The sequence below is a fragment of the Spirosoma humi genome (assembly GCF_054776575.1).
This window is the reverse complement of sequence record NZ_BAAHBR010000017.1, coordinates 37,763-62,987: the sequence shown is the minus strand read 5'-3', so window position 1 is coordinate 62,987 and position 25,225 is coordinate 37,763. Positions and strand designations below refer to the sequence as shown.

The window sequence follows — 25,225 nt, the reverse complement described above, 5'->3', positions numbered from 1 at the left end:
CCCAGACTAAACACGATAAGCCTATCCGCTAGCCCGGTCAGTTGGAGTAAGCAGCTTTTACCCGAAACCTACCCCTCCCCAAAAGAATCTACAACATAACATTTACAGAAGCCCTGTTCAGGTACAGCCAATAGCATCCGGTATGGAACGCCGGCCAACTGCCCATTCCCGAATGGAGCCATCCTGACTCCTGCTTTACTGCCGCTCACCGACCAGATTGAGAATGAACGCATACTCTAGGGCGATCTCTTTCAGAGCCTCAAACCGGCCCGATGCGCCACCATGACCCGCTTCCATGTTGGTATGCAGCAACAGTTGCGTTTCCTCGCCGGGATTAGTATTCGTTTTCATGACCCGAAGCTTGGCTACCCATTTTGCCGGCTCCCAATACTGCACCTGCGAATCGTGCAGTCCCGTTGTCACGAGGAGGTTCGGATAAGCCTTCTTCTCGACATTGTCGTAAGGTGAATACGACAGCATGTAGTCGTAGTATTCCTTGTTCTTCGGATTGCCCCATTCCTCAAACTCGCCCGTTGTGAGCGGAATGCTTTCGTCGAGCATGGTCGTCACCACATCGACGAAGGGAACAGCCGCCACCACGCCCCGGTAGAGTTGCGGAGCCTGATTGATAACGGCACCCATGAGTAATCCACCCGCGCTGCCCCCCATGGCAAAGAGTTTGTCGGTATTGGTGTATTTGTTCTTGATTAGGTACTCCGACACGTCAACGAAGTCGTTGAACGTGTTTTTCTTTTTGAGCATCTTGCCATCTTCGTACCAACGGCGGCCCATTTCCTGGCCGCCCCGGATGTGCGCAATGGCAAAAATGAATCCCCGGTCCAGCAGGCTCAAACGCGTTGAACTGAACCCCGGATCGGTTGAGTAACCGTAGGAGCCGTAGGCGTACTGAAGCAATGGAGCCGAGCCGTCTTTCTTGGTGCCCTTCCGATATACCAACGACACGGGCACTTTTGCGCCGTCGCGGGCCGTCACAAAAAATCGCTCCGACACGTAATTGTCCTTATCGAAACCGCCCAAAACCTCCTGCTGTTTCTTAAGCGTTTTCACCTTCGTATCCATGTTGTAATCGAAGGTGGAGTTAGGCGTCGTCAGCGACGAATAGCTGTAGCGCAGCACATTGGTATTGAAATCAGGGTTATAGCTAATGCCCGCTACGTAGGCTGGCTCGCCAAAATCGAGGTATTCATCAGCTTTAGTAAGCTGATTGATCACCCGAATGTTGGTCAGGCCCGCTTTGCGTTCGCCCAACACCAGGTGCTTGGCAAACACATCCATATTGGCCAGATACACATCCGGCCGGTGGGCAATGACTTCTTTCCACGCCGTCCGGTCCGTCGTTTTTCCTTCGGGCACTTCCATCAGCCGGAAGTTCTCGGCCTTCCAGTTGGTGCGTACGTAAAACTTGTCTTTGTAATGGACAATGTCATACTCGTGCCCTTTCTGGCGAGGCAGGAATGTGGTAAAGTGTCCGGTGGGTTTGCTAGCTTCCAAGAGCTGATATTCCGTGGCTACGCCATTATGGTCGGAACTTATCTCGATGTATTTTTTCGATTTCGAGCGCCCTAGCCCCATGTAGAACTGGTTGTCTTTTTCTTCATAAACCAGCACATCGCTTTTCGAGTCGGTGCCCAACACGTGCCGATAGACCTGATAGCCAAGCAGCGTTTGTGGGTCTTTTTTGACGTAAAACAGCGTCTTGTTGTCGGTTGCCCAGGCAAAACTTCCGGCTTCGGTGTTTGGAATGGCTTCGGCGTAGAGCTTACCCGTTTTCAGGTTTTTCACCCGCAATGTATAGAGCCGACGGCTCACGGTATCTTCAGCAAAAATGGCCAGCTCATCGTTGTCCGACACCTCAAACCCACCGATCTGGTAATAGTTATGGCCTTTTGCCATCGCGTTACCATCGAACATGATTTCTTCGGCGCCCTGCATCGAGCCTTTTCGGCGGCAGTAAATCGGGTACTCGCCCCCCGTAATGAATCGGGTGTAATAATAATAAGCGCCTTCTTTATACGGCACCGATTCGTCCTGCTGCTTAATTCGCCCTTTCATTTCGTCGAACAGCTTAGCGCGCAGGTCTTTGACGGGAGCCAGCACCTGGTCGAGGTAGGTATTTTCAGCGTTCAGGTACTTGATGACCTCCGGATTTTCGCGTTCGTTGAGGTAATAATAATTGTCGATTCGTTTATGACCGTTCGTAATCAGTTCTTTGGGTTTTACAGCCGCTTTGGGCGGTGTAACGGGTTGTGCCTGAGCCATGCTATATAGCGTGAGAGAAGTAATGAAAAGTAGACAAGTCCGTTTCATGGGGGACGTCGTTTCAGGTTGTTTCGGAAGTTCTTCCGTAAAAATAATGGTTGTTTGGGCGTAACGGTTAGCCGAAGGCACAAAGAGACCATTAATTTCTTCGCGATCTTTGCGAACCGGTCTGTTCATGACGGTCATGATTCCATGCTCGAACTCGTTGTTGCTCATTATACGGAGAACCTCAATTGGTTGCGTAACCTTCCTGCCGAGGTCCGCAAAACGGTTTACACCAAGAGTCCGGAGCCCATCGCCGAGCCTCAAACCCTTCCTCTGCCCAACATCGGTCGGGAAGCGCATACGTACTTGCACCACCTCGTCAGTCGCTATGACTCGCTGGCCGAATGGACGGTTTTCTGCCAGGGAAAGCCATTCGATCATGCGTATGATTTCAAGAAAACGGTCAGGGAGTTTGCCTCGGAACACCTGGATGATACCGGGCCTACCGCCAGCCGAACCCAGCAAACGCAATTCCGATGGTTTGGGCATCTGATCGACACCGACGATAACCAGGGACGTCGGCTCTTTGTCCCCTGGAGTAAAAACGAGGATGGACGAAGCCTTGATTTGCTCGGATTTCATCGCACGTTGTTTGGCACCGATGGGCCCGATTTATATACCTTCGTGCTGGGTGCTCAGTTTGCCGTTCACAAAACCCTTATTCAAAACCGACCGCTTTCCTTCTATGCACATGCCCTGAACGTCTCGGTTTCGTTTCCGGATGCGGCCCACTGTTTCGAGCGGAGCTGGGATCGGGTGTTTGGTGTAGTTGGTATCGACCCGGACTGGCTGGCAGAACGCCAAACCGTTTACCTGAAACCGATGAAACACCAGCAGCCCGGTCAATTTCCGTAAAGGGTTTACCGCGTATCCATGGCCCAACGGTGGACCTTTAAATAAAAAGTAAATTGAAAACAGGCCCTTATTTCTGAATTATATATTTTTCTTGAAATAGACGAACGCTTTACCCCTACTTTGCGTCTACTCTTTCGGCATCTAAATCAATTATTCGTTTTAAACAGGCACTCTTCCATCTGTCTTCCCATGGCCCGCACATTTTACGTGCCTCGTTTTCGACTCGTCTTACTCTGTATCGGCACGGCCAGTACATTAACGGCTTTTTACCCTGGTACACTCGCCTTTCGGAAGGCGTTTACCCGCATAAACGCGGAAGTAATCGAACATAGCCGCGCTTATGAAACCCTGGCCGATGCCTCACAACGGGTAGGTCATCGACTAACGGGAAGTCCTAACGGTGCCCGTGCCGAAGCGTATGCGTTCAACCTGCTGTCATCGTATGGATTTAAGGAAATTCGCTACGAACCATTCGAGGTAGAGTCGTGGATGCGTGATACGGTTACGCTGGCTATTGTCCCCAACAAGAGCGACAATTTCCGGGATGTTCCGGTAGTAGCCCTGGCCCATTCGCCCGTAGAAGCCCACGTACAGGGCGAAATCGTTGATGTGGGTAATGGACTGGAAGGCGATTTTGCGGCTCTAAAAAACAAGTTGAAGGGGAAAGTCGCGTTGGTGAACATTGGTTTATCGTCCCCAACGCAGGGTGCCCGAAACCTGCATCGATCGGAGAAAACCGCCCTCGCTATTCAATACGGAGCCACGGGCGTCATCATGGTCAATCTGGTGGCGGGAAATGTGTTGTTAACCGGAACGGCTTCCGTAACGGGCAAGCTGATCTCCATTCCGTCGGTTTGTATTTCTCTTGAAAGTGGTCAGGCCCTGCGGGCGTGGATGCAGGAAGAACCGGAAAAACTACACGCACAGATTCACATGACCAATACGAGCCGAAAAATACGGGCTCGTAACGTGGTGGCGACCCTGAGAGGCTCTACCTATCCCGACGAAAAAATTATTGTTGGTGGCCATCTGGACTCCTGGGATCTGGCCACGGGTGCTATCGACAACGGCATTGGTTCCTTTGCCATTATGGACATTGCCCGCACGTTCAAAGCCCTGAAATTAAAGCCCAAGCGCACCGTGGAGTTCGTCTTGTTTATGGGTGAAGAACAGGGTCTGCTGGGCTCACGGGCGATGGTCGAAAAACTAAAAAAATCGGGTGAACTGGACAAGGTACGTTACATGATGAACCTTGACATGACCAATGACCCGACCGGCCTGAACGCCTTTGGCCGCTCCGATATGGTTTCGTTTTTGAACACCATCGGCGAAACGATGAAAGAAGTCGAACCGGCCTTCCCCAATCAAATGGAAAACCAGGCCGGGCTGCACTCCGACCATCAGCCCTTTATGCTGGAGGGCGTTCCGGTAGTGGGTATGAATGGGCATCTGTCCAGAGAGGTACTCGACTGCTACCATGCCAACTGCGACCGCATTAACCTCGTCAATGCCAACCAGTTAAAAAACACGGTTCGGTATTCGTCCATGCTGCTTTACGCCCTGGCCGACGCCGATGACATTCCGGCGCACCGGCAAACGGATACGCAAACCCGCGATTACCTGGTGACACAAGGGCTCCGCACGCCCCTGCAAATTGCCAACGAGTGGCGCTGGAAAGAGTAAGTTAACTCGGATTTTACAAAATTTAGCTACGACCGAGAGGGACCCCTCACGATGATTTTGTTTCTTTGTACAGACATCGTACCCTAACCCATCATGGCTAAAAATACCTTCCGGCAACCCGAGCGTATAGCCAAACAGAAAAAACAACGGCGTAAGCTTAAACTGGCATCCTGGCTCAATGAATTCATTGGGTTAGACCGTCTGTTTGGGGAAGATAACGCCTGGCCAATTCAGCACATTGACCGCATTCTGTGGGTCACTTTTCTGCTAATCCTCTACATTGGCCTGAACCATAACGCCGAACGACTGGTCCGGCGAACCCAACGCGCCAAAGCTCAGGTCGATGAATTACGATCGCAGTTTACGGTTCTGCAGGCCGACTTTAACAAGAGCGGCAAACAATCCGAAATCAGTAAACGTGTGGCGACGCTCGGCCTGGCCGATAGCCAGACGCCACCCCATAAAATAGTGGTCAAGACCGATGAACATTAAGCAGGATATCATCCAACGGGCGAATCACGTCTTTTACATTGTCATTTTCCTGGCCGTTGGTGTCGTGATCCGGCTCGTTTCGGTGCAGTATTTCAAGAAAGACCTGAAAGGAAAATTCTGGCGGGAACGGGTAGCTGCCACCCTGATTCAGCGGGACACCGTGCGGGCGATGCGGGGCAATATCTACGCGAATGATGGCAGCCTGCTGGCGACTTCGCTGCCAACGTATGTAGTTGGTCTGGACCCCACGATGGCCAAACCCGAATACTTCAACAAAAAGGTAGACTCCCTGGGCTTGCTGCTATCCCGAATTTACCGGGATCGCTCGGCGCGCGACTATACGGACCTTGTTCGGGATGCCCGCGCCCACAAACGCCGGTATGTGCTGCTCAACCGCCGGCGGGTCACGTTTCAGGAGCGGCAGCAAATGCTTAAGTGGCCGTTTTTCCGGTCTTCCAACAAAGTTGCAGCCCGGGGTGGCGTCCTCCGCCCCTACTACGAACGTTACCACCCATACGACCAGATGGCCGAACGCACGATTGGTAACCTCAACGCCAAAACGGGGCGCGGCCTGATTGGCCTGGAGGCTAGTTTTCAACCAGCCCTGGCAGGCCGAAATGCGGTTGGTCTGGTGGAAGTACTATCGGGAGGAATCCGGAAACCCGTTGACGATGGCCCCGAGATGCGCCCCGAACCGGGCATGGATTTATACACGACCATTGATGTCAACTACCAGGATATGGCCGAATCGGCGCTCCGGTCAACACTGGAAAAGTACAGTGCATCGAAGGGCTGCGTTATTGTGATGGAAGTGGCCACGGGCGAAATTCGTGCGATGGCTAACCTGACCAAAGTAAAAAGCAACGCCGGTGGCGATCGCTACGTTGAGAATTTCAACCACGCGCTGGCTGGCCGAACCGACCCCGGCTCTACATTCAAGCTGGCTACCATGATGGCTCTGATGGAAGAAAAAGCGATTTCGCTCAATCAGACGGTTGAAACAGGCCAGCATGCGGTTAAGTACAACGGACTGAAAATCGTAGATTCCAACGGCGGTGGCTCGGGTACGCTCACTGCCCGTCAGGTATTTGAGAAATCATCGAACATCGGTACGCATTTGCTGATGCGCAGTTATTTCTACAAGCGCCCCGACCTCTATTGCCGCTACCTGCGCAAGTTTCACCTGACCCAGCCCACGGGTATTCACATGAAAGGCGAGGCCATGCCCGTTGTGCGCAATCCTGACATGAAAGGCTGGAGCAAAGTATCGCTAACGTCGATGTGCTACGGCTATGAAATGCAGATTACCCCGTTGCAGATGCTGGCCTTCTACAATGCCGTCGCCAACGGAGGCCGGTGGGTTCGTCCAGTTATCGTTAAGCAAATCAAACTAGCCGATGAGCTTATTGAGGACAATAAACCTTACATCGCTCCCGATCCCATCTGCTCAAAAGAAACGGCGCGTAAGGCACAGGAGTTGTTGCGGGGTGTTGTCGAACATGGAACGGCCAAACACATTAACAACCCATTTTATGCGATTGCGGGGAAAACAGGCACCGCCCAGAAAGTTATCGACGGACAGTATCAGGTAGGGCGTTATTATACATCGTTCATCGGTTATTTTCCGGCCAACAACCCCAAGTATAGCATGATTGCGGTGGTTGATAACCCACAGCAGGGCGAAAATAAGGGTAGCTTGTATGCGGGAGCCGTGTCGGCACCGGTCTTCAAGGCCGTAGCAGATCGGATTGTTGCTTACGATTATCAGATGCACGCGCCAATTCGCGCCAACGTATCACAACCCAATTCGTCGACTGATTTGGTAGCGGGCTACGCCGATGATATCCATACGATCAGTTCGGCCCTGAACCTGCCCAACGAGCCATCGACCGAAGGCTGGGTTGAAACAACGCCAAACGGGCGCTGGAAAGGTCGGCCAACCCGCGCCGACCGCGTTCCCGATGTGCGGGGCCTGCCCCTGCGCGATGCGTTGTTCCTGCTCGAAAATCGCGGCTTCCGGGTACTGGTCGAAGGGCGGGGGAAAGTAAAAGAGCAGTCGATAACGCCGGGCCAGGAAACCGATAAAACGACCGGAAAGGTAATAACCCTGACGCTGGGGTAATTCTTGTCAGACAAGGAATTCGCTAAACGTTTTTTTTGTCATTGCGACGCAGGAGCAATCTTCGGATGAGGAAATTTTTACAGCACCCGAAGATTCTTCCTGCGTCAGAATGACAGAAAGGAATATCACGTAAAAGTTTAAACAGACTCAGCGTCAAAATTAGGTAGTCCTGACCCTAATCTGTTTTTTTGCATATAGCAAGCGAACCCGTTGTTCGTTCACCCCGCGAATGCAACTCAAAGATCTCTTTTATAAAATTCCGCTGCTGGCGACATCCGGCAGCATGAACACCGACGTAACGAGCCTGACCATGGACTCGCGCAAAGTCGGACCAGGCAGTTTGTTCATTGCCGTACGCGGCACCCTTACCGACGGACATTCGTATATAGAAACTGCCATTCTGCAGGGGGCCAGCGCCATCTTGTGCGAAGAGCTTCCGGCAGCTATCGACGCCAACGTAAGCTATGTTCGGGTGCAGGACTCGGCCAGAACGATGGGTTTTGCGGCAGCCAACTTTTATGATCAGCCCTCGAAAAAAGTAAAGCTGGTCGGTGTCACCGGTACAAATGGCAAAACTTCTGTAGCCACGCTGCTCTTCCGGCTGTTCCGTTCGTTAGGCTACCGTTGTGGACTTCTCTCGACGGTCCAGAACCAGATTGACGACGAGGTAATACCCGCCACCCACACAACGCCCGATGTCATCACGACAAATCAACTACTCACCCGAATGCTGGCGCACGGCTGTACGCATGTGTTTATGGAGGTCAGTTCGCATGCGGTCGTACAGGAGCGTATCGCCGGACTAACGTTTGCGGGCGGTATTTTCACCAATATCACGCACGATCACCTTGATTTTCACGGAACGTTCGATAAGTACATACGGGCGAAAAAAGGTTTTTTTGATCAGCTTCCGGCAGCCGCCTTTGCCCTCACCAATGTAGACGATAAGCGTGGTTTGGTGATGCTTCAGAATACGGCTGCCCGAAAAGAAACGTATTCCCTTCAAACCCTGGCTACATTTAAGGGGAAAATCATTGCCGACAGCCTGTTTGGGCTCAATATGCTTGTCGACGAACGCGAGGTCTGGTTCAAGCTCATTGGCCGTTTCAATGCGTACAACCTGCTGAGTGTATACGGAACCGCTCTGTTACTGGGCGAAGACCCGACTGAAGTCCTGACGTCGTTATCGGGCATTACGCCCCCATCGGGCCGTTTCGAGCAAGTGGTTTCCGATGACCAGATTGTAGGTATTGTGGATTATGCCCACACCCCCGATGCCCTGCTGAATGTTCTGGAAACGATCAATGAGTTACGCACGACTGATGAACAGGACTATCTGCCACAGGTCATCACCGTGGTTGGCTGCGGAGGCAACCGGGATGCGGCCAAACGCCCGATTATGGCCGACATAGCGTGCCGGTTGAGCAACCAGGTCATTCTGACCTCCGACAACCCCCGCAACGAAGATCCAATGGCAATTCTGGAACAGATGCAGGCGGGTGTTTCTCCGGTTGACGTTAAGAAAACAATAATGATACAGGACCGGCACGAGGCCATCCGTCGGGCCGTTGCCCTCGCGCGTCCGCACGATATTATTTTGATAGCCGGCAAAGGCCACGAGACCTATCAGGAGATAAAAGGCGTTAAATATGACTTCGATGATCGGGTTGTCCTGCGGGAAGCTTTTACAGAACGTCGAAATCAGTAACTTTGGTCCATATACAATTTTGAATGATTGAATGATTGAGTGATTGAATAATTGCCTGTGCTCTATTCAATCACTCAATCATTCAATCATTCAATCATTCGCCATCATGCTCTATTACCTCTTTCAGTTTCTTGACGAACGCTACAACTTCCCCGGCGCGGGAGTTTTCCAATATATTTCTTTCCGGGCACTCGGCGCTGTTATTACTTCCCTGCTCATCGCGGCTATTTTCGGTCGACGCATCATCGACACGTTGCGTAATCTGCAAATTGGTGAGTCGATTCGCGATCTGGGACTGGAAGGCCAGCTCCAAAAACGCGGTACGCCTACCATGGGCGGCTTTATCATCCTGGCATCTCTGCTAATTCCCGCCCTGTTGTTTGCCAAACTGTCAAACGTCTATGTGATACTGGCACTTGTATCAACCGTCTGGACCGGTTTGATTGGTTTCCTCGACGACTATATCAAGGTTTTCAAGAAGAACAAAGAAGGGCTGGAAGGGAAGTTCAAAGTGGTTGGACAGGTTGGTCTGGGGCTGATTGTTGGCTTAACCCTGTACTTTAATGACTCCGTCAAAATTCGGGTCTACGCTCCTCGGCTACTCAGCACCTCCAACGTACCGGACGTGTACACCGACATCAAGTCCACGCTGACAACGGTTCCGTTCATAAAGAACAATGAATTCGACTATCACTCGCTGCTGTTCGGGTTGGTGCCGGATAGTTATACGTGGATCATTTACGTCATTATCTGCATCTTCATTATTACGGCCGTCTCGAACGGAGCGAACATCACGGACGGTATCGACGGGCTGGCCGCCGGAACGTCTGTCATCATTGGCCTTACGATTGGGGTACTGGCCTACCTATCGGGTAACAAGGTTTTCTCGCAATACCTCAACATCATGTACATCCCGAATTCGGGCGAGCTGGTAATCTTCTGTGCGGCCTTTGTGGGAGCCTGCGTCGGGTTTTTGTGGTACAACTCCTACCCTGCCCAGGTATTTATGGGCGACACGGGCAGTTTGATGTTGGGGGGCGTTATTGCGGTGTTGTTTTTAGCCATTCGAAAGGAGCTGATGATTCCCATTATTTGCGGCATTTTTCTGGTCGAGCTGGTTTCGGTGATCATGCAGGTCAGTTATTTTAAATACACGAAACGCAAGTATGGGGAAGGCAGGCGAATCTTCCTGATGTCACCCCTGCACCACCATTTCCAGAAAAAAGGGTACCACGAAGCCAAGCTCGTCACGCGCTTCTGGATCGTCGGTATTATCTTGGCAGTACTGGCCTTAGCGACGCTGAAGCTGCGGTAGTAACTCATTAAAGAAGGGTCAAGATTCTTATTCGCGACTCTTCCTTAATTGTTCTATATCGTTCAAGTCTCTTGGTCGTCCAGCCGCTTCTTTTGCACGAATAAGATGATTGTAGTGGATAAGCCGTATCGTTAGTCCATCCACCTCTACTTCGGAAGAATGGGCAAAAACCTCCGTAAATGTGAGCCCTTTGATTGCGGTCAAAATGTCAATAGCTACAGGTTGCCGACCAAATGTAAACACATCAAAAGCTGGATTGCCAAGAAAATTATCAGCAGTCATATCGAACGTTGGCATGCCAAAATCCAGAAATGCGTCAACAATGCGCCCATAATTTTCAACGGTTTTTTCAACCAGAATATCCATATCACCTGTGGTCCGGCTGTAGCCGTGTAGAATTACAGAATACCCGCCAACCAATACATAGAGGACCTTTCGTTTCTGTAAGGCTATCAGAAAATCCTGGAAATCTACATTAAATAGATCAGCCATTTTCGTGTTTTCGAGTGGAAAAAGCAGTGCGGTCTAAGGAAGGAGGGGTATTTATATCGTACCGAAAAGCGATACTATTCAAATAAGCAGCCACCTTTAGCCGGTCAGCAAACGTTTCTGGTTGATTTCGGGCGTGATAGCGTTCTGTTTCTTCGTGAGTGCCCATATTAAACGCAGTCCTGTCAAGTCGAAAAGAATCAGCCATTTGATGTGATCAAGTTAGATAGGGCGAAAATAAGGCTTCGCTTTCATATTTTAACTATAGCCTTGTATTTCAGTGCTATATCTCCTATATTTGCACTCCCGTTTCAGGACGGGCCTGTTTTTTATACAGGTAAGGTATTATAAATCAAACAATTAGTCTCCATAATAGTGAATACGCTCAGTTACAAAACCATCTCTGCCAACAAAGAAACGGCGCAGAAGGAGTGGGTTGTGGTTGACGCTCAGGGTGAAGTGCTCGGTCGGCTGGCCAGCAACATCGCACGCCTGATTCGCGGCAAACACAAAACCAACTTCACGCCACACGTTGACTGCGGAGACAACGTGATTGTCATCAATGCCGATAAGGTTCGCCTGACCGGTGCCAAGATGACCGACAAAGTCTACGTCCGCCACACAGGTTATCCTGGTGGTCAACGGTTCGCATCGCCCCGGTTGCTGCTTGAAAAACACCCCGAGCGTATCATCGAACACGCCGTAAAAGGTATGTTGCCGAAAAATCGGCTCGGTCGTCGGTTGTATACCAACTTGTACGTTTATGCCGGTGGTCAACACCCTCACGAGGCTCAGCAACCAACAGAAGTTAAATTCTAAGTCATAATGGATCGTATTAATACCATTGGCCGCCGTAAAACTGCCATCTCCCGCATTTATATGTCGGCGGGCAGCGGAGCCATCTCGGTGAACGGAAAAGATTACAAACAATATTTTCCTACCGAAGTCCTGCAAATCATTCTGAACCAGCCGTTCGCAACGGTCAACGGTGTTGGCGGTTACGACGTAAAAGTGAACGTTCGCGGTGGTGGTGTATCCGGCCAAGCCGAAGCTACACGGATGGCTATTGCCCGTGCACTTGTCGAAATGAACGCTGAGTTTCGTCCAGCCCTCAAGAAAGAAGGCTTCCTGACGCGGGATTCGCGTATGGTAGAACGGAAAAAATATGGCCGTCGGAAAGCCCGTCGCCGGTTCCAGTTCTCGAAACGTTAACAGCGTTTTCGGTTCAATGTTTTGGATCATTTCGATGGCCCTGGACCAGAAGCCGTACAGCAAATTTATTTGTCCAGACTACCCTTAGATGATGCCGACGGGTGGTGCTGCGTATTTTTTAACAACATTCATTTTTTAAGTCGGAAATGGCACAAATTGAATATAAAGACCTCCTCGACGCTGGTGTGCACTTTGGCCACCTTACGCGTAAGTGGGACCCCCGGATGGCTCCGTATATCTTCATGGAGAAGAACGGCATCCATATTATTGACCTCAACAAAACAGTTGCTGCGCTGGACGAAGCTGCGAACGCCATCAAAGGTATCGTTCGCTCAGGCCGGAAAGTGATGTTTGTGGCTACGAAGAAACAGGCTCAGGAAATCGTTTCGGAAGAAGCGCGTCGCCTGAAAATGCCTTACGTTACAGATCGCTGGCAGGGCGGTATGTTGACGAACTTCGCCACGATCCGCAAGTCGCTGAAGAAAATGCAAACGCTGGACAAAATGCTGAAAGACGAGGAGACCGTCAAAAGTATTGCCAAGCGGGAGCGTTTGACTCGTACCCGCGACAAAGAAAAACTGGAGCGCGTATTGGGCGGTATTGCCGACCTGACTCGTTTGCCAGCCGCTTTGTTCGTTGTTGACGTAAAGCGTGAACACATTGCGGTTGCCGAAGCACACCGTCTGGGTATCCCCGTATTTGCCATGTGCGATACGAACTCGAACCCCGAAGAAGTTGACTTCGCTATCCCAGCCAACGACGATGCATACAAGTCGATTTCACTGATTACGCTTGCCATCGGTAAGGCCATCGAAGAAGGTCTGATGGAGCGGAAACAGGATAAAGACGATCAACGCGTTCAGGAAGAAGAAGAAGCCAAACGGTCTGAAGATCTTGCCCAGGCTAAGGCCGAAGGTGAAACTCAGCCTGAAGCTACTGCTGCTCCGGCCGCTGTCGCTGAAGACGAGCAAGACGCATAAAAGGTTTAGGGTATACCGTCTTTGGCGGCCCGTTGCTACGGTTGCCGACAAATTAGAACTGTATACCGAATACTATAAACCTGAACTTGAAATAGCCCGTAGCCAGCCGCTATGGGCTATTCCATTTCGGGACGCAACGCCTTGAGTACCAAACATTTTTTGGCAATTTAATTAGACAATCACCTATTATTATGGCAATTACTGCTGCTGACGTAAATAAACTTCGGCAAGAGACCGGAGCCGGCATGATGGACTGTAAAAAAGCCCTTACCGAAGCCGATGGCGACTTTGAAAAAGCAAAAGAAATCCTGCGGAAGCAGGGTCAGAAAATAGCCGACAAACGGGCTGACAACACAACAGCCGAAGGCATTGTACTGGCGCACGTTAGTCCTGATGGCAAAAGCGGTAAAGTAATCGCCCTGGCCTGCGAAACCGAGCCAGTGTCTAAAGTAGCTGATTTTCAAAACTTGGCAATGACCGTCATGAGCACGGCTGTTGCTACAGAGGCAACGGACAAAGCTACGTTGCTGGCTACTCCTCAAGCTGACGGTCGTTCCCTCCAGGATCACATCACCGACCTAATGGGCAAAATTGGTGAGAAAGTTGACGTTGCTTCTTTTGAAACCGTTTCTGCCGATCAGGTTGTGTCGTATATCCACTCGAATGGCAAATTAGGCGTATTGGTTGGGATGACGAATACGAATGGTACCGACGTTACGGAAGTAGGCAAAGATATCGCTATGCAGATTGCGGCTATGAAGCCCGTTGCGTTGGATAAAGACGGCGTTGATGCAACAATTGTACAGCGCGAAATTGAAATTGGCAAAGAACAGGCTCGTCAGGAAGGCAAGCCAGAAGCTATGCTCGAAAAAATTGCAATGGGTAAACTCAACAAGTTCTACAAGGATAATACCTTATTGAATCAGGAGTTTGTTAAAGACAACTCGGTAACGATTGCCCAGTTGTTGGAAAAAACAAGCAAAGGACTAACCGTAACGGCTTTCAAGCGGGTATCGATTGGTTAATAGTGCTCGTTTGTAGCATTGAAAAATACCCGGCTCATGAGTCGGGTATTTTTTTGTTTATAGGAACCCCTTGTAAGCCTGAGCTGAAAAGGGTAAGGACAACAAAAGTTTTCCATAAAGTGAAGCCACAGAAGCAAAGACAGCTATAAAGCAAATCGGTAATTCATATCTAAAAGAAATAAATATGGCTATGATCAATTCTGTTTTTATATACTTACCCAACTTATGAATATAAGTAAGTATCCATTTTTTATTATTTTTGAGTTTTATAGGTGTTCCTTACTTAACTCAATATTGTCCCAGAAGCCAGTTTTGTAAGGCCGACATAGCCCATATCCAAGGGCATCCTGCAATTTGTAACCTTTCCCATATCTATTTAACACTAATGAACTTTTTCTTAACAAGACCTTAAGTTGCTGTTACTTTCAGCACCTTTTCATGTCTTATCAACCATCCCTGCAAAGAATGGACACGATTTCAGATGAGGAGCTAGTACGTTTATACGTAGAGACACAGCGGAACATATATTTTGAGCGGTTATACAAACGATACTGTGACAAAGTGTATCGAAAATGTCTGTCGTTTACCAAAGACCCGCTTCGTGCGGAAGATCTAACCCACGATATTTTCCTCAAATTAGTTGTAAAACTGAGCAGCTTTCGGGAACAGGCTAAATTTTCAACCTGGCTGTACTCAATCACCTACAATCACTGCACCGATCAGTTACGATCGCAAAACCTGCGCCGGGAAGTGTATATGGATGATGGTTGGGAACGATTAGACGTTGGCAACGACGACGGCCTGGCCGAGATAGCCGAGATGGAGGCTAAACAACTTCAAAAAGCCCTACGGCAACTTCCTCTGGAAGAACAAACCCTGTTGCTTATGAAATACCAGGATGACATCAGCATCCGGGATATTGCCGATTTAAACGGTCTGACAGAGAGCGCAGTCAAAATGCGGCTCAAACGGTCCCGTGATAAACTACGCAAACACTACCTCGAAGGGGCTGTTTTCTGGCTGCTCGTAGTCATAAAAGTCGCTCTTTCCATTCGCTGGCCTTTTCGCTAAACAACTCCCGATGGAAACTCCAAACCCATTTAAAGAATTTGAATCAGACGCTGTCTGCCCACCTCATCTGAAAGACGAGTTAGTTTCTGAAATCGATCTGATCCGAAACGCGATCACGCTTGTCGATGTCTATATCGGCGATTTGTTCGACCTCGTTTCTACCCTGGCAGACCCACTTCTCATCACGTCAACTGAAAAAAAATCCCCTTTATGAAACAGCTTCCTAATCTGGCCGAAGTAATACGCAATACATTTCAGAATCTGATCAATCAATTCATTGAATTTGTACCCCGCATATTTGGGGCCATGCTGATCCTGTTAATTGGCGTTGGTGTTGCCCGGCTAGCAGCGTTTATCATTCAGCGAGTTTTGGGCAAGGTAGGTTTCGATAAAATTGGAAATCGGTTAAACGAAATCAGTATTATAAAGCAGCTAAAAACCGAAATCAAACTCAGCGAAATCATTGCCAAAGTCCTCTACTATTACATTCTGCTGATGTTCATTACAGCCTCAACCGAAACGCTGGGTGTGGCTGTAATTACCGATATGGTATCGTCGCTGGTGAATTTCATTCCCAAGCTGGTTGTGGCAGCCATCATGCTGCAGGTAGGCGTTTTACTGGCCGATGCATTGCGCGAAGCCGTCCTCGGATTATGTAAATCGTTCAATATCAGTTCCGGACGCCTGCTCAGCATGATTGTCTTCGTGTTTTTTCTAATTATAACCGTTATCAGTGCACTTGGGCAGGCGGGCATCAATACGGAACTCCTCGAATCGAGTTTTAATCTTATTATTGGAGGCATAATTTTCTCGTTCGCCGTAGGTTATGGCTTTGCCTCACGGGATTTGATGGCCAACATTCTGTCATCATTCTATACAAAAAATAAGTATCAGGAAGGGCAGACGGTTCAGATTGATAATGTGAAGGGCGAAATTATTAAAATTGACTCCTTGTCATTGACACTTCGCACAGGCGATACAACCACAGTCATTCCAATCCAGGTATTGCAAACGAAAAATGTAGAAATATTCCAACCGTCTGATTTGCAATAGTCTAAGCGCACATTCTTCTTTTTATTCATGAAAAACGTAGTATACCTACTTGTGAGCTGGCTTTGCGTAACTCAGGCAACAGCACAGGACTCAGTTAGAGTAACAACAAATTTTAAGGATACAGTAGCCGTTAAAATTGACACTTCTTACTGGCAACGATCATTTAGTGGCGGGGTTAATTTCAATCAGGCCTCATTCAGCAACTGGTCAGGCGGGGGAGTAAATTCGATCGCGATTGGGGGCGTTATTGCCGCCCGCGCTTTATATGAGAAAGGAAAAACATCCTGGGACAATACCGCCGATCTTCAGTTGGGCTATGTTACCCAGTTAGGAAACACCCGCAAAGCAGCCGACCAGATTATTATTATCTCGGTGTTGGGTCATCAAATAGCGCCTAAGTGGGATTTATTTCTTTCAGGCACGTTCAATACATTCTTCGCTGCCGGTTATCGATACGACAAGCTTCCGACGGATCAAACCAGCCTCAAAGTATCTAACTTTTTTGCACCCGCCCAATTAACCTTTGCCGCCGGTTTGGCCTACAAGCCCACAGACTGGTTTGCTCTCCGGCTGAGTCCTATAGCCCCCCGCTTTACGTTCCTGGCGGATCAGAGCGTGCGCGTACGGCAAGACGCCGTAACGGGTAATTATGTTCCCGATCCCACACAAAAAGCTTATGGTGTTGATCCCGGAAAAAGCAGCCGGACCGAATGGCTGGCGTTTCAATTACAGGCGGTACTCAATAAAAACCTCAGCGAAAATATATCGTTAAATGCACGTTATCAACTCTTTACAGAATACTCGCAACTCGATAACATCAACCACCGGCTCGACCTCATTTTGACAGCAAAAGTCAGTCGGTATTTAAATACGACGTTTGGCTTAATTGCGCTTTACAACAAGGATTTTAGCGCTTCTCTACAAATTCAGCAAACACTGGCGATTGGCCTTTCCTATAACTTGAGTTCTTTCCGTAAAAAGAAAGACAAAGCAGATCCTACTTTTGGCCGCTTTTAGCGTATATTAATTTTCTAACTAACTTAATAACCTTATGCTAAGCGAATTCCGTACATTCATTGCTCAGGGCAACGTGTTAGATTTAGCCGTTGGTGTCATTATTGGCGCTGCTTTTGGTAAGATCACAACCTCTTTGGTCGAGGACATTATCAACCCGATACTGGGTCTGGTTCTTGGCGGTGTTGACTTCAGTCAATTAAAAATTGTGCTCAAAGAGGCCGTTGGTACAACCCCGGAAGTGGCCATCCGGTATGGTAATTTCATGAATACACTTATACAGTTCCTGATCATTGCCTGGGTCGTTTTCCTGATTGTTAAACTAGCCAATCGCGCCCGTTTATCAAGCTCATTAGCCGCCAAAGGCTAACGCCTGTTAAGAAAAATTTACCATCCAAGCCCTGACCTATAGTCAGGGCTTCTCCATTTATGCGTTATTTTGCTGATTGTAACGTTTTTTTATGTCAGCGCAAAAAATAGTCATTCTGGGTGGGGGCGAAAGTGGCGTCGGGGCGGCTCTGCTGGCGCAAGCCAAAGGTTTCGATGTCTTTCTCTCTGATAGAGGGGCACTTAAGCCCGAATACAAGGCCACTCTTCTGGCAGCAGGCATTCCCTTTGAAGAGGGCCAACATACCGAAGAGCGTATTCTGGCGGGCACTGAAGTCGTAAAAAGTCCAGGTATCCCATCCACTGTTCCACTTGTTCAAAAGCTACGGGCCCACAACATACCCATAATCTCTGAGATCGAATTTGCGGCCCGCTACACCCAGGCAAAGTTGATTGGGATAACTGGCAGCAATGGCAAAACCACCACTACGCTTCTAGCTTACCATATACTCAAAACGGCGGGGCTGAATGTAGGGCTGGCCGGAAACATCGGCGATAGTTTTGCCGAGCAGGTTATTACGGATCGTTTCGATTACTATGTACTGGAGTTGAGCAGTTTTCAACTGGATGATATGTACCAAACGCATCTCGACGTTATGGTGCTGCTCAACATTACCCCCGATCACCTCGATCGCTACAACTACGACTTCCAGAATTACGTAGATTCCAAATTCCGTATTTTGCAGAATGTACGGCCGCAGGACGACTTCATTTATTTTATGGAAAGCCAGCCCATCCTGGATGAATTGGCAAAGCGACAGCCAGACGTCTATCAGCTCCCCATTTCCCTGAAAGCCGCCCCATCGCCCGGTGGCTATGCGGTCGATGGAACGTTAACGGCAAAAAACAAGGCTCATTCATTTACTATTTCACAAAGCGATACACCCTTACGCGGACCACATAATGCCATCAATATGCTGGCGGCCATATTGGTGGCCCAATCGGTGGGTATACCCAATGACAGTATCGACGCTGGCCTGAAAACATTCCAGAATGCCGCCCACCGACTCGAGCCCGCCGGGACGATCAATGCCGTTGAGTTCATCAATGATTCGAAAGCCACGAATGTCGATTCCGTTTTTTACGCGCTCTCCAGCATGGACGCGCCGACAATCTGGATTGCAGGGGGCCAGGACAAGGGAAACGATTATCGTCAGTTAGATGAACTGGTGCATGACAAAGTAAAAGCGCTGATTTGTTTAGGCGTAGACAATCATAAATTAGTAGACCATTTTGGCGGTACGGTTCCCTTGCTGTATGAAACGCAGGACATTACCGATGCCATAGCAAAAGGACTGGAATGGGGCGCTCCCGGCGATGTCGTGCTGCTATCACCCGCCTGTGCGAGCTTTGACTTATTCAAAAATTACGAAGACCGCGGAAATCAGTTTAAAGCGGCCGTCCAAACCTTTCTGATGAAAGACAACTGATGGATACGCGTATCCATCAGTTGTCTTTCATCATTTATCATTCAAAAAAGCATGTTTCTTCGCGACTGGATTCGTACACATCTTAAAGGCGACCGTCAGATCTGGTGGATCGTGCTTTATCTATCCATCATGAGTGTGCTGGTTGTTTACAGCGCAACGGGTACCAAGGCCTTTCGTGAACTCGATGGGAATACTGAAATCTTTCTGCTCAAGCACGGGTCTCTCCTGCTCATTGGGCTAGCCTGTACGTATTTTGCGCACAAGATCAACTATGTGTACTACGCCCGGCTATCGAAGTTTGGCTTATGGCTCTCCATTCCCCTGTTACTCTGGGCCTTCTTTAAAGGGTCAACCCTGAATGATGCCTCGCGCTGGGTAACAATCCCCATTATTAACCAAACGTTTCAGCCCTCCGATTTGGCCAAGCTGGCCCTTATTTCCAACCTGGCTGCGATGCTGGCCAAGCGGCAGCGATTCATGAGCGACCCCATTGTGCTCTTCAACCTGATTCTCTGGATTGGGGTTATTTGCTCGCTCATTATTCTGTCAAATACGTCCACAGCTCTGTTGCTGGGTGCCACCTGCTTTTTGCTGATGTACATTGGCCGGGTGCCTGTGCGCTACCTGGGTTATATGATTGCGGTCTGCGTCGTGTTTGGTGGTATAGCCCTGGCAGCCGGGCAACGCTTTGGTACAGCCTCGAACAGGGTAAAGAATTTCATGAGTTCCGATACGATTTTTTATCAGGTCGAGCAATCCTACATTGCCCTTGCCAATGGCGGGCTAACGGGCCAGGGGCCTGGCAATAGCCACCAGCGAAATACCCTGCCAAACCCATTCTCCGATTTTATTTACGCCATCATTGTCGAAGAATACGGGCTGTTGCTGGGGGGCATTCCGGTCGTGCTGGCCTACATCTGGTTTTTGTGGCGAGGCATGAAAACCCTTCAAAAGGCAACCCGCCCCTTTGGAGGACTGTTATCGGCGGGTTTAACGTTCAGCATTGTCTTTCAGGCCTTTGCCAGTATTTGTGTGGCGATTGGGTTGGCCCCCGTAACGGGTCAGCCACTCCCTTTACTTAGTATGGGCGGCACATCGCTCATTTTCACGGGTCTGGCAATTGGTATTGTGTTGAGCGTAAGCCGCGACGAGGCCGACGAGAGTAAAATTTAATGTTCATGGTTTGTGCTATGTAGTTTGTCAGGGTAAGGTCAATAAGCACGACCAACGCTCCGCAAGCAACTACATAACACAATCCATAAGCCCATAATAAATGAAAGTTATAATTAGTGGGGGCGGTACTGGAGGGCATATCTATCCAGCTATTGCTATTGCCAACGAGCTCAAGACCATCGACTCAACCACCGAAATTCTATTCGTTGGCGCTGAAGGAAAAATGGAAATGGAAAAAGTACCCCGCGCTGGCTATACCATCGTGGGGTTACCTATTGTTGGCATAAAGCGTGAACTGACACTGGCAAACCTGGCTTTTCCGTTCAAATTAGGCACCAGTTTACTCCGGGCCCGGCAAATTGTTCGCGACTTCCGGCCCGACGTGGCCGTAGGCGTAGGAGGGTACGCCAGCGGTCCTCTTCTCCTGGCTGCGTCTATGAATGGCACGCCGACCTTAATTCAGGAGCAAAATTCGTACGCTGGTCTGACCAACAAAGTGCTGGCCCGCTGGGCGAAACGTATTTGCGTGGCTTATCCGGGCATGGATGCGTTTTTCCCGGCCGAGAAGATCAAGATTACCGGTAACCCCGTTCGCAGTGACATTCAGTTTTCCAGCGAAAAAGTAGCAGCTGGTCAAGCCCTGTTTGGTTTGCAAACAAGCCGACCGACGTTATTGATTATTGGTGGTAGCCAGGGAGCCCGAACAATAAACGAAAGCATAGAAACTGGGCTGCAACGCTTTGTAGAGGCCGGCATCCAGGTAATCTGGCAAACAGGGCCGGCCTTTATCGAACGGGCCAGAACAGCCATAGCCGCCACAGGATCTGATCTGATTAAAGCCTATGACTTCATTTACGACATGGATAAGGCCTATGCGGTTGCCGACTCGGTTGTGTCGCGGGCAGGTGCATTATCCGTATCGGAGTTATGTCTGGTTGGTCGCCCGGCCATTTTGGTGCCATTTCCCGCAGCCGCCGAAGACCATCAAACTAAAAACGCCATGAGTCTGGTCGACCACAACGCAGCTTTGCTCGTCACGGATCGAACAGCCAGACAGGAACTGGTTACGGCGGCCCTTGCGCTGTTAGCGAATGAAGCCCAACAGCAGCAGTTAAGTCAGCAAATAAAGACGTTGGCCCGGCCAAATGCCGCTCGGGACATTGCCAGTGAAGTAGTAAATCTAACAAAATGAGGCAAGTTGGAGTAGTGTATTAGCATGTGACGTATATTCATGCTCTTCGGCTCCCTCCTCCCCAAAAGAATGACAGTAGACCAATTTAAGTACGTTTATTTTCTGGGAATCGGCGGAATCGGCATGAGTGCGCTTGCCCGCTGGTTTCGGGTAAATGGCTATACCGTAGCCGGATACGACAAAACGCCCACTGCCCTTACCGAAGCGCTTCAGGCCGAGGGTATGGTTATTCACTTTACGGACGATGTTGAGCAGATTCCGGCCGAGTTTCGGGCAAACCCAACCGAAACGCTGGTTATTTATACGCCTGCCGTTCCCAAAACTCATTCTGAATATATATACTTTACCGAACAGGCGTTTACCCTTCAAAAACGCTCACAGGTGCTGGGCCTGCTGGCGGGCCAGATGACAACGATTGGGGTTGCCGGTACGCACGGAAAAACTACAACCTCATCCATGGTGGCGCACATTCTGCGTGACGCCGGGGTTAACTGCGCGGCTTTTCTGGGGGGTATTACCAATAATTATGGCACAAATTTTCTGCTTAACCAACCCACCGACGACCTTCGATCGGTAGTATGTGTGGTCGAAGCCGATGAATTTGACCGTTCTTTTTTAACCCTGTTTCCAACCTACGCCATTGTTACCTCCACCGATGCCGATCACCTCGACATTTATGGAGCCCATGACGCTGTTCTCGACTCGTTCGGCAAGTTTGTTAGCCAGATCGAACCCGAGGGTGTGCTGTTTATGAAGCAGGGCTTGTCGCTTGCCGATAAAACGAAGGCTTCTGTTCGCCCTTATTCATTGACAGAAGGCGACTACTACAGCCAGAACTTACGCATCGAGCAGGCCATGTTCGTCTTTGACCTAGTCTATCCGGGTGGTGTTATTACCGATATTCGGTTAAGTGTTCCGGGCTTCCACAATGTCGAGAATGCGGTGGCTGCTGGCGCGGTGGCGCTTGAAGTCGGCGTATCGCCGGAAGCTACCCGCCTGGCACTCAACAGTTATAAGGGCGTTCGCCGTCGGTTCGAGTACATTTTAAAAACCGATTCTGTCGTATTTATTGATGATTATGCTCACCACCCGGCTGAAGTGCAGGCTTTTCTGTCGTCAGTGAAAGCGCTTTATCCGGATCGAGAAATAACGGCGATTTTTCAACCCCATTTGTTCAGCCGTACCCGGGATTTTGCTGAGGGCTTTGCCCAAAGTCTGTCCGTAGCCGACCATGTTATTCTGCTGGATATTTATCCGGCCCGTGAATTACCCATAGAAGGCGTTACCTCAGACCTGATTTTTGAGGGCGTTCACTCGAAAACAAAGAAAAAATGCACCAAAGCTGAATTACCCGACGTTCTTCGAAAAATGAAACCTACCTTACTTGTAACCATTGGGGCGGGAGACATTGACCAAATGTTAACCCCATTAAAAAACATACTTGTAGACCAATAGATAAATATATCCCAGAAACAATCCAGCTTATTTACAGATGTTTTCTACCTTTAAATCATCCAAAAAGTGGTTACTCACGGTCGGAAGTGTTTTATGCCTGTTTGGGCTTATTGCGTTTACCGAAATTCGGCACGGCCAAAAGTCTGTTCGGGATGTACTTATTCAGTTGGATCAGGTAGATGGTCATCGTTTTCTGACACGTCGGGATGTGATGGGGTATTTAACCAATCAGGGAGCAGACCCAGTCATTGGTGAAAATTACAGTGAGGTTGATTTGCGTAAGTTGGAAACAAGGTTACAACAACATGGCTTAGTAAAAAAATGCCAGGTTTTTCGTGACTTAAGCGGCAGCCTCCTCGTCGTGATTGAGCAACCTCGCCCGTTAGCCAGGCTAATGCCCTCGGGCGATGGAGTTCGACACGTATCAGGACAGTATGTAAGTGAAGAAGGGCGTTTTTTTCCGGTTTCAATGAATTACTCGGCACGGGTGCCGGTTTTAACGGGCAGTTATTTTGCCCAAAACCGTTCACTGGCCAATGAGCGAAACAAACCGCTGCTGGACTTACTGAAACGGATTCACGACGATCCGTTCTGGCGGGCACAGATTACCGAATTATCGGTCGATGAGCGGGGTGAAATAACAATGTGGCCTCAGGTGGGTAATCATACCATTGACTTTGGGCCACCTACGGAACTGGACGAGAAACTTAAGAAGTTGAAACTAGTATATACAGACGTTTTACCGGCCAAAGGCTGGGACCGCTATAGCAGGGTAAGCGTTCAGTATCGAAATCAAATAGTGTGCGAATGATACCAACGGGCATGGACGAGAAAATAGTGGTGGGTCTGGACATTGGCAGCACCAAGGTATGTGCGGTTGCCGGTCGATTGATTCGAAACAATAAAGAACAGGAAACGCTCGAAGTATTGGGCGTGGGCGAAACGAACTTGACCGATGGCGTAGCGAAAGGCTCCGTTGTCAACGTCAACAATACAGTAAATGCCATTAAACGGGCGGTCTCTGATGCATCGAACCAGTCGAACTTAAACATTCACCTGGTCAATGTCAGCTTTAGTGGCTCGCACGTAACGTCGGTCAAGTCAAGCGGTAGCATTACCCGGTCGTCTTCGGGCGACGAAGTGCAGATCGAAGACATTGACCACTTGCTCAACGATATGTATCGTACCTCTATTCCGGCCGACAAGGAAATTATCCATGTGCTGCCAATGGACTTTGTGGTCGATAACGAAACCAGTGTCAATCAGCCCGTCGGTCGAAACGGCGTCAAATTAGGTGCTGATTTTCAACTCATTACAGCCCAAGCTAACGCAGCCCGAAACATTCGTAAATGTATTTTGCGCAACAACTTAGCGCAGGATACCATGATGCTATCGGCCCTGGCATCGGGTTTGGCGGTGTTAACCGACGAAGAGAAATACGCGGGTGTTGCCCTGGTCGATATTGGGGGTGGTACCACCGAAATGGCGATCTATTACCGAAACGTATTACGCCATGTCGCGGTATTTCCCTGGGCCGGCAATAGCCTGACGTCTGATATTCAGACCGGTTGCAAAATTCTTCCCAATCAGGCAGAACTCCTCAAGAAGAAATTTGGCAGTGCTAATCCCGGCGAATACAATCTCAATGAAGTTGTAGCCGTTCCGGGTCTCAGCAACCGCAAGCCTAAAGATGTGCTGCTCAAAAACGTAGCCGTCATTATTGAAGACCGGCTTCGCGAAATTGCCGCGTTGGTTCAGGCTGAAATTATTCGGTCGGGTTACGATGGCAAGTTACTGGGCGGTATTGTATTGACCGGGGGATCGGCCCTGATTCCGGGCGTAGAACACATTTTTGGCCGGGTGACCGGTGTCGAAGAAGTTCGTGTTGGCTATCCGGAGCATCTTGAACCCAATGGTCGGGCCGACTTAGTTGGAGACCCAGCCTATGCTACGGCCGTTGGCCTTGTTTGGGCAGGTTACAAAACGATTGATAATCGAATCTCGTTTATCAGTGATCCTAATCGGGCTTACAAAGAAGACGAACAGCCTATTGGCCCCATTCGTCCTGCTTACCCAACAGGGGGTAGTACGCAAAAACCACCCGCCAGCGTTAAGGTACCCGAACCCGAACCAAAGAAGAGTTGGTTTGATAAGCTTAAAGAAGCACTTCAACCAACGCGGGGTAACGAAACCGATACGTATTGATGATGAGATCGAACCGGCCTGAGCCGGAACAGAGGCAAG

23 protein-coding genes are annotated in these 25,225 nt (G+C 49.5%); 21 read left to right on the top strand and 2 right to left on the bottom strand.

What is annotated here, in order from left to right:
* Window positions 1-195 precede the first annotated feature (195 nt).
* The gene (locus ACYU8Y_RS22495) at window positions 196-2,280 is read right to left on the bottom strand and encodes a S9 family peptidase (protein ID WP_460941201.1); all 2,085 of its coding nucleotides are present in this window, start codon (window positions 2,278-2,280) and stop codon (window positions 196-198) included.
* 192 nt (window positions 2,281-2,472) lie between these two features.
* Here ACYU8Y_RS22495 and ACYU8Y_RS22490 point away from each other — a divergent pair, with 192 nt between their 5' ends.
* From ACYU8Y_RS22490 to mraY, 6 genes are all read left to right on the top strand, one after another.
* Entirely contained in the window at window positions 2,473-3,180 is a 708-nt protein-coding gene (locus ACYU8Y_RS22490) for a DUF3431 domain-containing protein (protein WP_460940380.1), read from the top strand.
* A 189-nt stretch (window positions 3,181-3,369) separates the two neighbouring features.
* Window positions 3,370-4,863, top strand: coding sequence for a M20/M25/M40 family metallo-hydrolase (locus ACYU8Y_RS22485; RefSeq protein ID WP_460940379.1), 1,494 nt, complete (start codon window positions 3,370-3,372; stop codon window positions 4,861-4,863).
* 93 nt (window positions 4,864-4,956) lie between these two features.
* A complete protein-coding gene (locus ACYU8Y_RS22480) occupies window positions 4,957-5,355 on the top strand; it encodes an FtsL-like putative cell division protein (RefSeq protein WP_460940378.1) in 399 nt (132 codons plus the stop codon).
* On the top strand, window positions 5,345-7,477 hold the full coding sequence (locus tag ACYU8Y_RS22475; protein WP_460940377.1) for a penicillin-binding protein: 2,133 nt from the start codon (window positions 5,345-5,347) through the stop codon (window positions 7,475-7,477). The genes ACYU8Y_RS22480 and ACYU8Y_RS22475 overlap by 11 nt, the downstream gene beginning before the upstream one ends.
* A gap of 229 nt (window positions 7,478-7,706) precedes the next feature.
* Window positions 7,707-9,185: a UDP-N-acetylmuramoyl-L-alanyl-D-glutamate--2,6-diaminopimelate ligase gene (locus ACYU8Y_RS22470; protein WP_460940376.1), complete on the top strand. Its 1,479-nt coding sequence runs from the start codon at window positions 7,707-7,709 to the stop codon at window positions 9,183-9,185.
* Between the two features lie 106 nt (window positions 9,186-9,291).
* Window positions 9,292-10,500 carry a phospho-N-acetylmuramoyl-pentapeptide-transferase gene (mraY, locus tag ACYU8Y_RS22465; protein WP_460940375.1) on the top strand — a complete coding sequence of 403 codons (1,209 nt, stop codon included), beginning with the start codon at window positions 9,292-9,294 and terminating at the stop codon, window positions 10,498-10,500.
* A gap of 27 nt (window positions 10,501-10,527) precedes the next feature.
* On the opposite strand, the gene ACYU8Y_RS22460 is transcribed toward mraY, so the two are convergent.
* Window positions 10,528-10,992, bottom strand: coding sequence for a nucleotidyltransferase (locus tag ACYU8Y_RS22460; RefSeq protein ID WP_460940374.1), 465 nt, complete (start codon window positions 10,990-10,992; stop codon window positions 10,528-10,530).
* A gap of 372 nt (window positions 10,993-11,364) precedes the next feature.
* On the opposite strand from ACYU8Y_RS22460, the gene rplM reads away from it, so the two are divergent.
* From rplM to ftsA, 15 genes are all read left to right on the top strand, one after another.
* Window positions 11,365-11,808 carry a 50S ribosomal protein L13 gene (gene rplM / locus ACYU8Y_RS22455; protein WP_046576880.1) on the top strand — a complete coding sequence of 148 codons (444 nt, stop codon included), beginning with the start codon at window positions 11,365-11,367 and terminating at the stop codon, window positions 11,806-11,808.
* Window positions 11,809-11,814: 6 nt separating this feature from the next.
* Window positions 11,815-12,201 carry a 30S ribosomal protein S9 gene (gene rpsI, locus ACYU8Y_RS22450; RefSeq protein ID WP_460940373.1) on the top strand — a complete coding sequence of 129 codons (387 nt, stop codon included), beginning with the start codon at window positions 11,815-11,817 and terminating at the stop codon, window positions 12,199-12,201.
* Between the two features lie 146 nt (window positions 12,202-12,347).
* Window positions 12,348-13,181 carry a 30S ribosomal protein S2 gene (gene rpsB, locus ACYU8Y_RS22445; protein ID WP_460940372.1) on the top strand — a complete coding sequence of 278 codons (834 nt, stop codon included), beginning with the start codon at window positions 12,348-12,350 and terminating at the stop codon, window positions 13,179-13,181.
* Between the two features lie 191 nt (window positions 13,182-13,372).
* Complete coding sequence (gene tsf / locus ACYU8Y_RS22440; protein ID WP_460940371.1) at window positions 13,373-14,206, top strand: translation elongation factor Ts; 834 nt, start codon at window positions 13,373-13,375, stop codon at window positions 14,204-14,206.
* A gap of 465 nt (window positions 14,207-14,671) precedes the next feature.
* The gene (locus ACYU8Y_RS22435; protein WP_460940370.1) at window positions 14,672-15,277 is read left to right on the top strand and encodes an RNA polymerase sigma factor; all 606 of its coding nucleotides are present in this window, start codon (window positions 14,672-14,674) and stop codon (window positions 15,275-15,277) included.
* Window positions 15,278-15,287: 10 nt separating this feature from the next.
* Entirely contained in the window at window positions 15,288-15,491 is a 204-nt protein-coding gene (locus tag ACYU8Y_RS22430; protein ID WP_460940369.1) for a hypothetical protein, read from the top strand.
* On the top strand, window positions 15,488-16,330 hold the full coding sequence (locus ACYU8Y_RS22425; RefSeq protein WP_460940368.1) for a mechanosensitive ion channel family protein: 843 nt from the start codon (window positions 15,488-15,490) through the stop codon (window positions 16,328-16,330). The genes ACYU8Y_RS22430 and ACYU8Y_RS22425 overlap by 4 nt, the downstream gene beginning before the upstream one ends.
* A 27-nt stretch (window positions 16,331-16,357) precedes the next feature.
* Window positions 16,358-17,347 (top strand): DUF3078 domain-containing protein, encoded by a 990-nt coding sequence (locus ACYU8Y_RS22420; protein WP_460940367.1) that lies wholly within the window; start codon window positions 16,358-16,360, stop codon window positions 17,345-17,347.
* Window positions 17,348-17,381: 34 nt separating this feature from the next.
* Complete coding sequence (gene mscL, locus ACYU8Y_RS22415; protein WP_460940366.1) at window positions 17,382-17,714, top strand: large-conductance mechanosensitive channel protein MscL; 333 nt, start codon at window positions 17,382-17,384, stop codon at window positions 17,712-17,714.
* A gap of 91 nt (window positions 17,715-17,805) precedes the next feature.
* Window positions 17,806-19,161: a UDP-N-acetylmuramoyl-L-alanine--D-glutamate ligase gene (gene murD / locus ACYU8Y_RS22410; protein WP_460940365.1), complete on the top strand. Its 1,356-nt coding sequence runs from the start codon at window positions 17,806-17,808 to the stop codon at window positions 19,159-19,161.
* A gap of 51 nt (window positions 19,162-19,212) precedes the next feature.
* Complete coding sequence (locus ACYU8Y_RS22405; protein WP_046576897.1) at window positions 19,213-20,334, top strand: FtsW/RodA/SpoVE family cell cycle protein; 1,122 nt, start codon at window positions 19,213-19,215, stop codon at window positions 20,332-20,334.
* 100 nt (window positions 20,335-20,434) lie between these two features.
* Window positions 20,435-21,526: an undecaprenyldiphospho-muramoylpentapeptide beta-N-acetylglucosaminyltransferase gene (gene murG, locus ACYU8Y_RS22400; RefSeq protein WP_460940364.1), complete on the top strand. Its 1,092-nt coding sequence runs from the start codon at window positions 20,435-20,437 to the stop codon at window positions 21,524-21,526.
* A gap of 69 nt (window positions 21,527-21,595) precedes the next feature.
* Window positions 21,596-22,981, top strand: coding sequence for a UDP-N-acetylmuramate--L-alanine ligase (gene murC, locus ACYU8Y_RS22395; RefSeq protein WP_460940363.1), 1,386 nt, complete (start codon window positions 21,596-21,598; stop codon window positions 22,979-22,981).
* Window positions 22,982-23,018: 37 nt separating this feature from the next.
* The gene (locus ACYU8Y_RS22390) at window positions 23,019-23,792 is read left to right on the top strand and encodes a cell division protein FtsQ/DivIB (protein ID WP_460940362.1); all 774 of its coding nucleotides are present in this window, start codon (window positions 23,019-23,021) and stop codon (window positions 23,790-23,792) included.
* Window positions 23,793-23,803: 11 nt separating this feature from the next.
* Window positions 23,804-25,186: a cell division protein FtsA gene (ftsA, locus tag ACYU8Y_RS22385; protein ID WP_460940361.1), complete on the top strand. Its 1,383-nt coding sequence runs from the start codon at window positions 23,804-23,806 to the stop codon at window positions 25,184-25,186.
* The last annotated feature ends 39 nt before the right edge of the window (window positions 25,187-25,225 follow it).

Bases quoted from the DNA above. Each gene is read 5' to 3' on its own strand.
- ACYU8Y_RS22390 (WP_460940362.1), top strand. From the start codon at position 23,019: ATGTTTTCTACCTTTAAATCATCCAAAAAGTGGTTACTCACGGTCGGA.
- murD (WP_460940365.1), top strand. From the start codon at position 17,806: ATGTCAGCGCAAAAAATAGTCATTCTGGGTGGGGGCGAAAGTGGCGTC.
- ACYU8Y_RS22495 (WP_460941201.1), bottom strand. From the start codon at position 2,280: ATGGCTCAGGCACAACCCGTTACACCGCCCAAAGCGGCTGTAAAACCC.
- mscL (WP_460940366.1), top strand. From the start codon at position 17,382: ATGCTAAGCGAATTCCGTACATTCATTGCTCAGGGCAACGTGTTAGAT.
- ACYU8Y_RS22405 (WP_046576897.1), top strand. From the start codon at position 19,213: ATGTTTCTTCGCGACTGGATTCGTACACATCTTAAAGGCGACCGTCAG.
- murC (WP_460940363.1), top strand. From the start codon at position 21,596: ATGACAGTAGACCAATTTAAGTACGTTTATTTTCTGGGAATCGGCGGA.
- tsf (WP_460940371.1), top strand. From the start codon at position 13,373: ATGGCAATTACTGCTGCTGACGTAAATAAACTTCGGCAAGAGACCGGA.
- ACYU8Y_RS22435 (WP_460940370.1), top strand. From the start codon at position 14,672: ATGGACACGATTTCAGATGAGGAGCTAGTACGTTTATACGTAGAGACA.
- ACYU8Y_RS22425 (WP_460940368.1), top strand. From the start codon at position 15,488: ATGAAACAGCTTCCTAATCTGGCCGAAGTAATACGCAATACATTTCAG.
- ACYU8Y_RS22480 (WP_460940378.1), top strand. From the start codon at position 4,957: ATGGCTAAAAATACCTTCCGGCAACCCGAGCGTATAGCCAAACAGAAA.
- ACYU8Y_RS22420 (WP_460940367.1), top strand. From the start codon at position 16,358: ATGAAAAACGTAGTATACCTACTTGTGAGCTGGCTTTGCGTAACTCAG.
- ACYU8Y_RS22460 (WP_460940374.1), bottom strand. From the start codon at position 10,992: ATGGCTGATCTATTTAATGTAGATTTCCAGGATTTTCTGATAGCCTTA.
- rpsB (WP_460940372.1), top strand. From the start codon at position 12,348: ATGGCACAAATTGAATATAAAGACCTCCTCGACGCTGGTGTGCACTTT.
- ACYU8Y_RS22485 (WP_460940379.1), top strand. From the start codon at position 3,370: ATGGCCCGCACATTTTACGTGCCTCGTTTTCGACTCGTCTTACTCTGT.
- ACYU8Y_RS22475 (WP_460940377.1), top strand. From the start codon at position 5,345: ATGAACATTAAGCAGGATATCATCCAACGGGCGAATCACGTCTTTTAC.
- ftsA (WP_460940361.1), top strand. From the start codon at position 23,804: ATGGACGAGAAAATAGTGGTGGGTCTGGACATTGGCAGCACCAAGGTA.
- rpsI (WP_460940373.1), top strand. From the start codon at position 11,815: ATGGATCGTATTAATACCATTGGCCGCCGTAAAACTGCCATCTCCCGC.
- ACYU8Y_RS22470 (WP_460940376.1), top strand. From the start codon at position 7,707: ATGCAACTCAAAGATCTCTTTTATAAAATTCCGCTGCTGGCGACATCC.
- murG (WP_460940364.1), top strand. From the start codon at position 20,435: ATGAAAGTTATAATTAGTGGGGGCGGTACTGGAGGGCATATCTATCCA.
- ACYU8Y_RS22490 (WP_460940380.1), top strand. From the start codon at position 2,473: ATGCTCGAACTCGTTGTTGCTCATTATACGGAGAACCTCAATTGGTTG.
- mraY (WP_460940375.1), top strand. From the start codon at position 9,292: ATGCTCTATTACCTCTTTCAGTTTCTTGACGAACGCTACAACTTCCCC.
- ACYU8Y_RS22430 (WP_460940369.1), top strand. From the start codon at position 15,288: ATGGAAACTCCAAACCCATTTAAAGAATTTGAATCAGACGCTGTCTGC.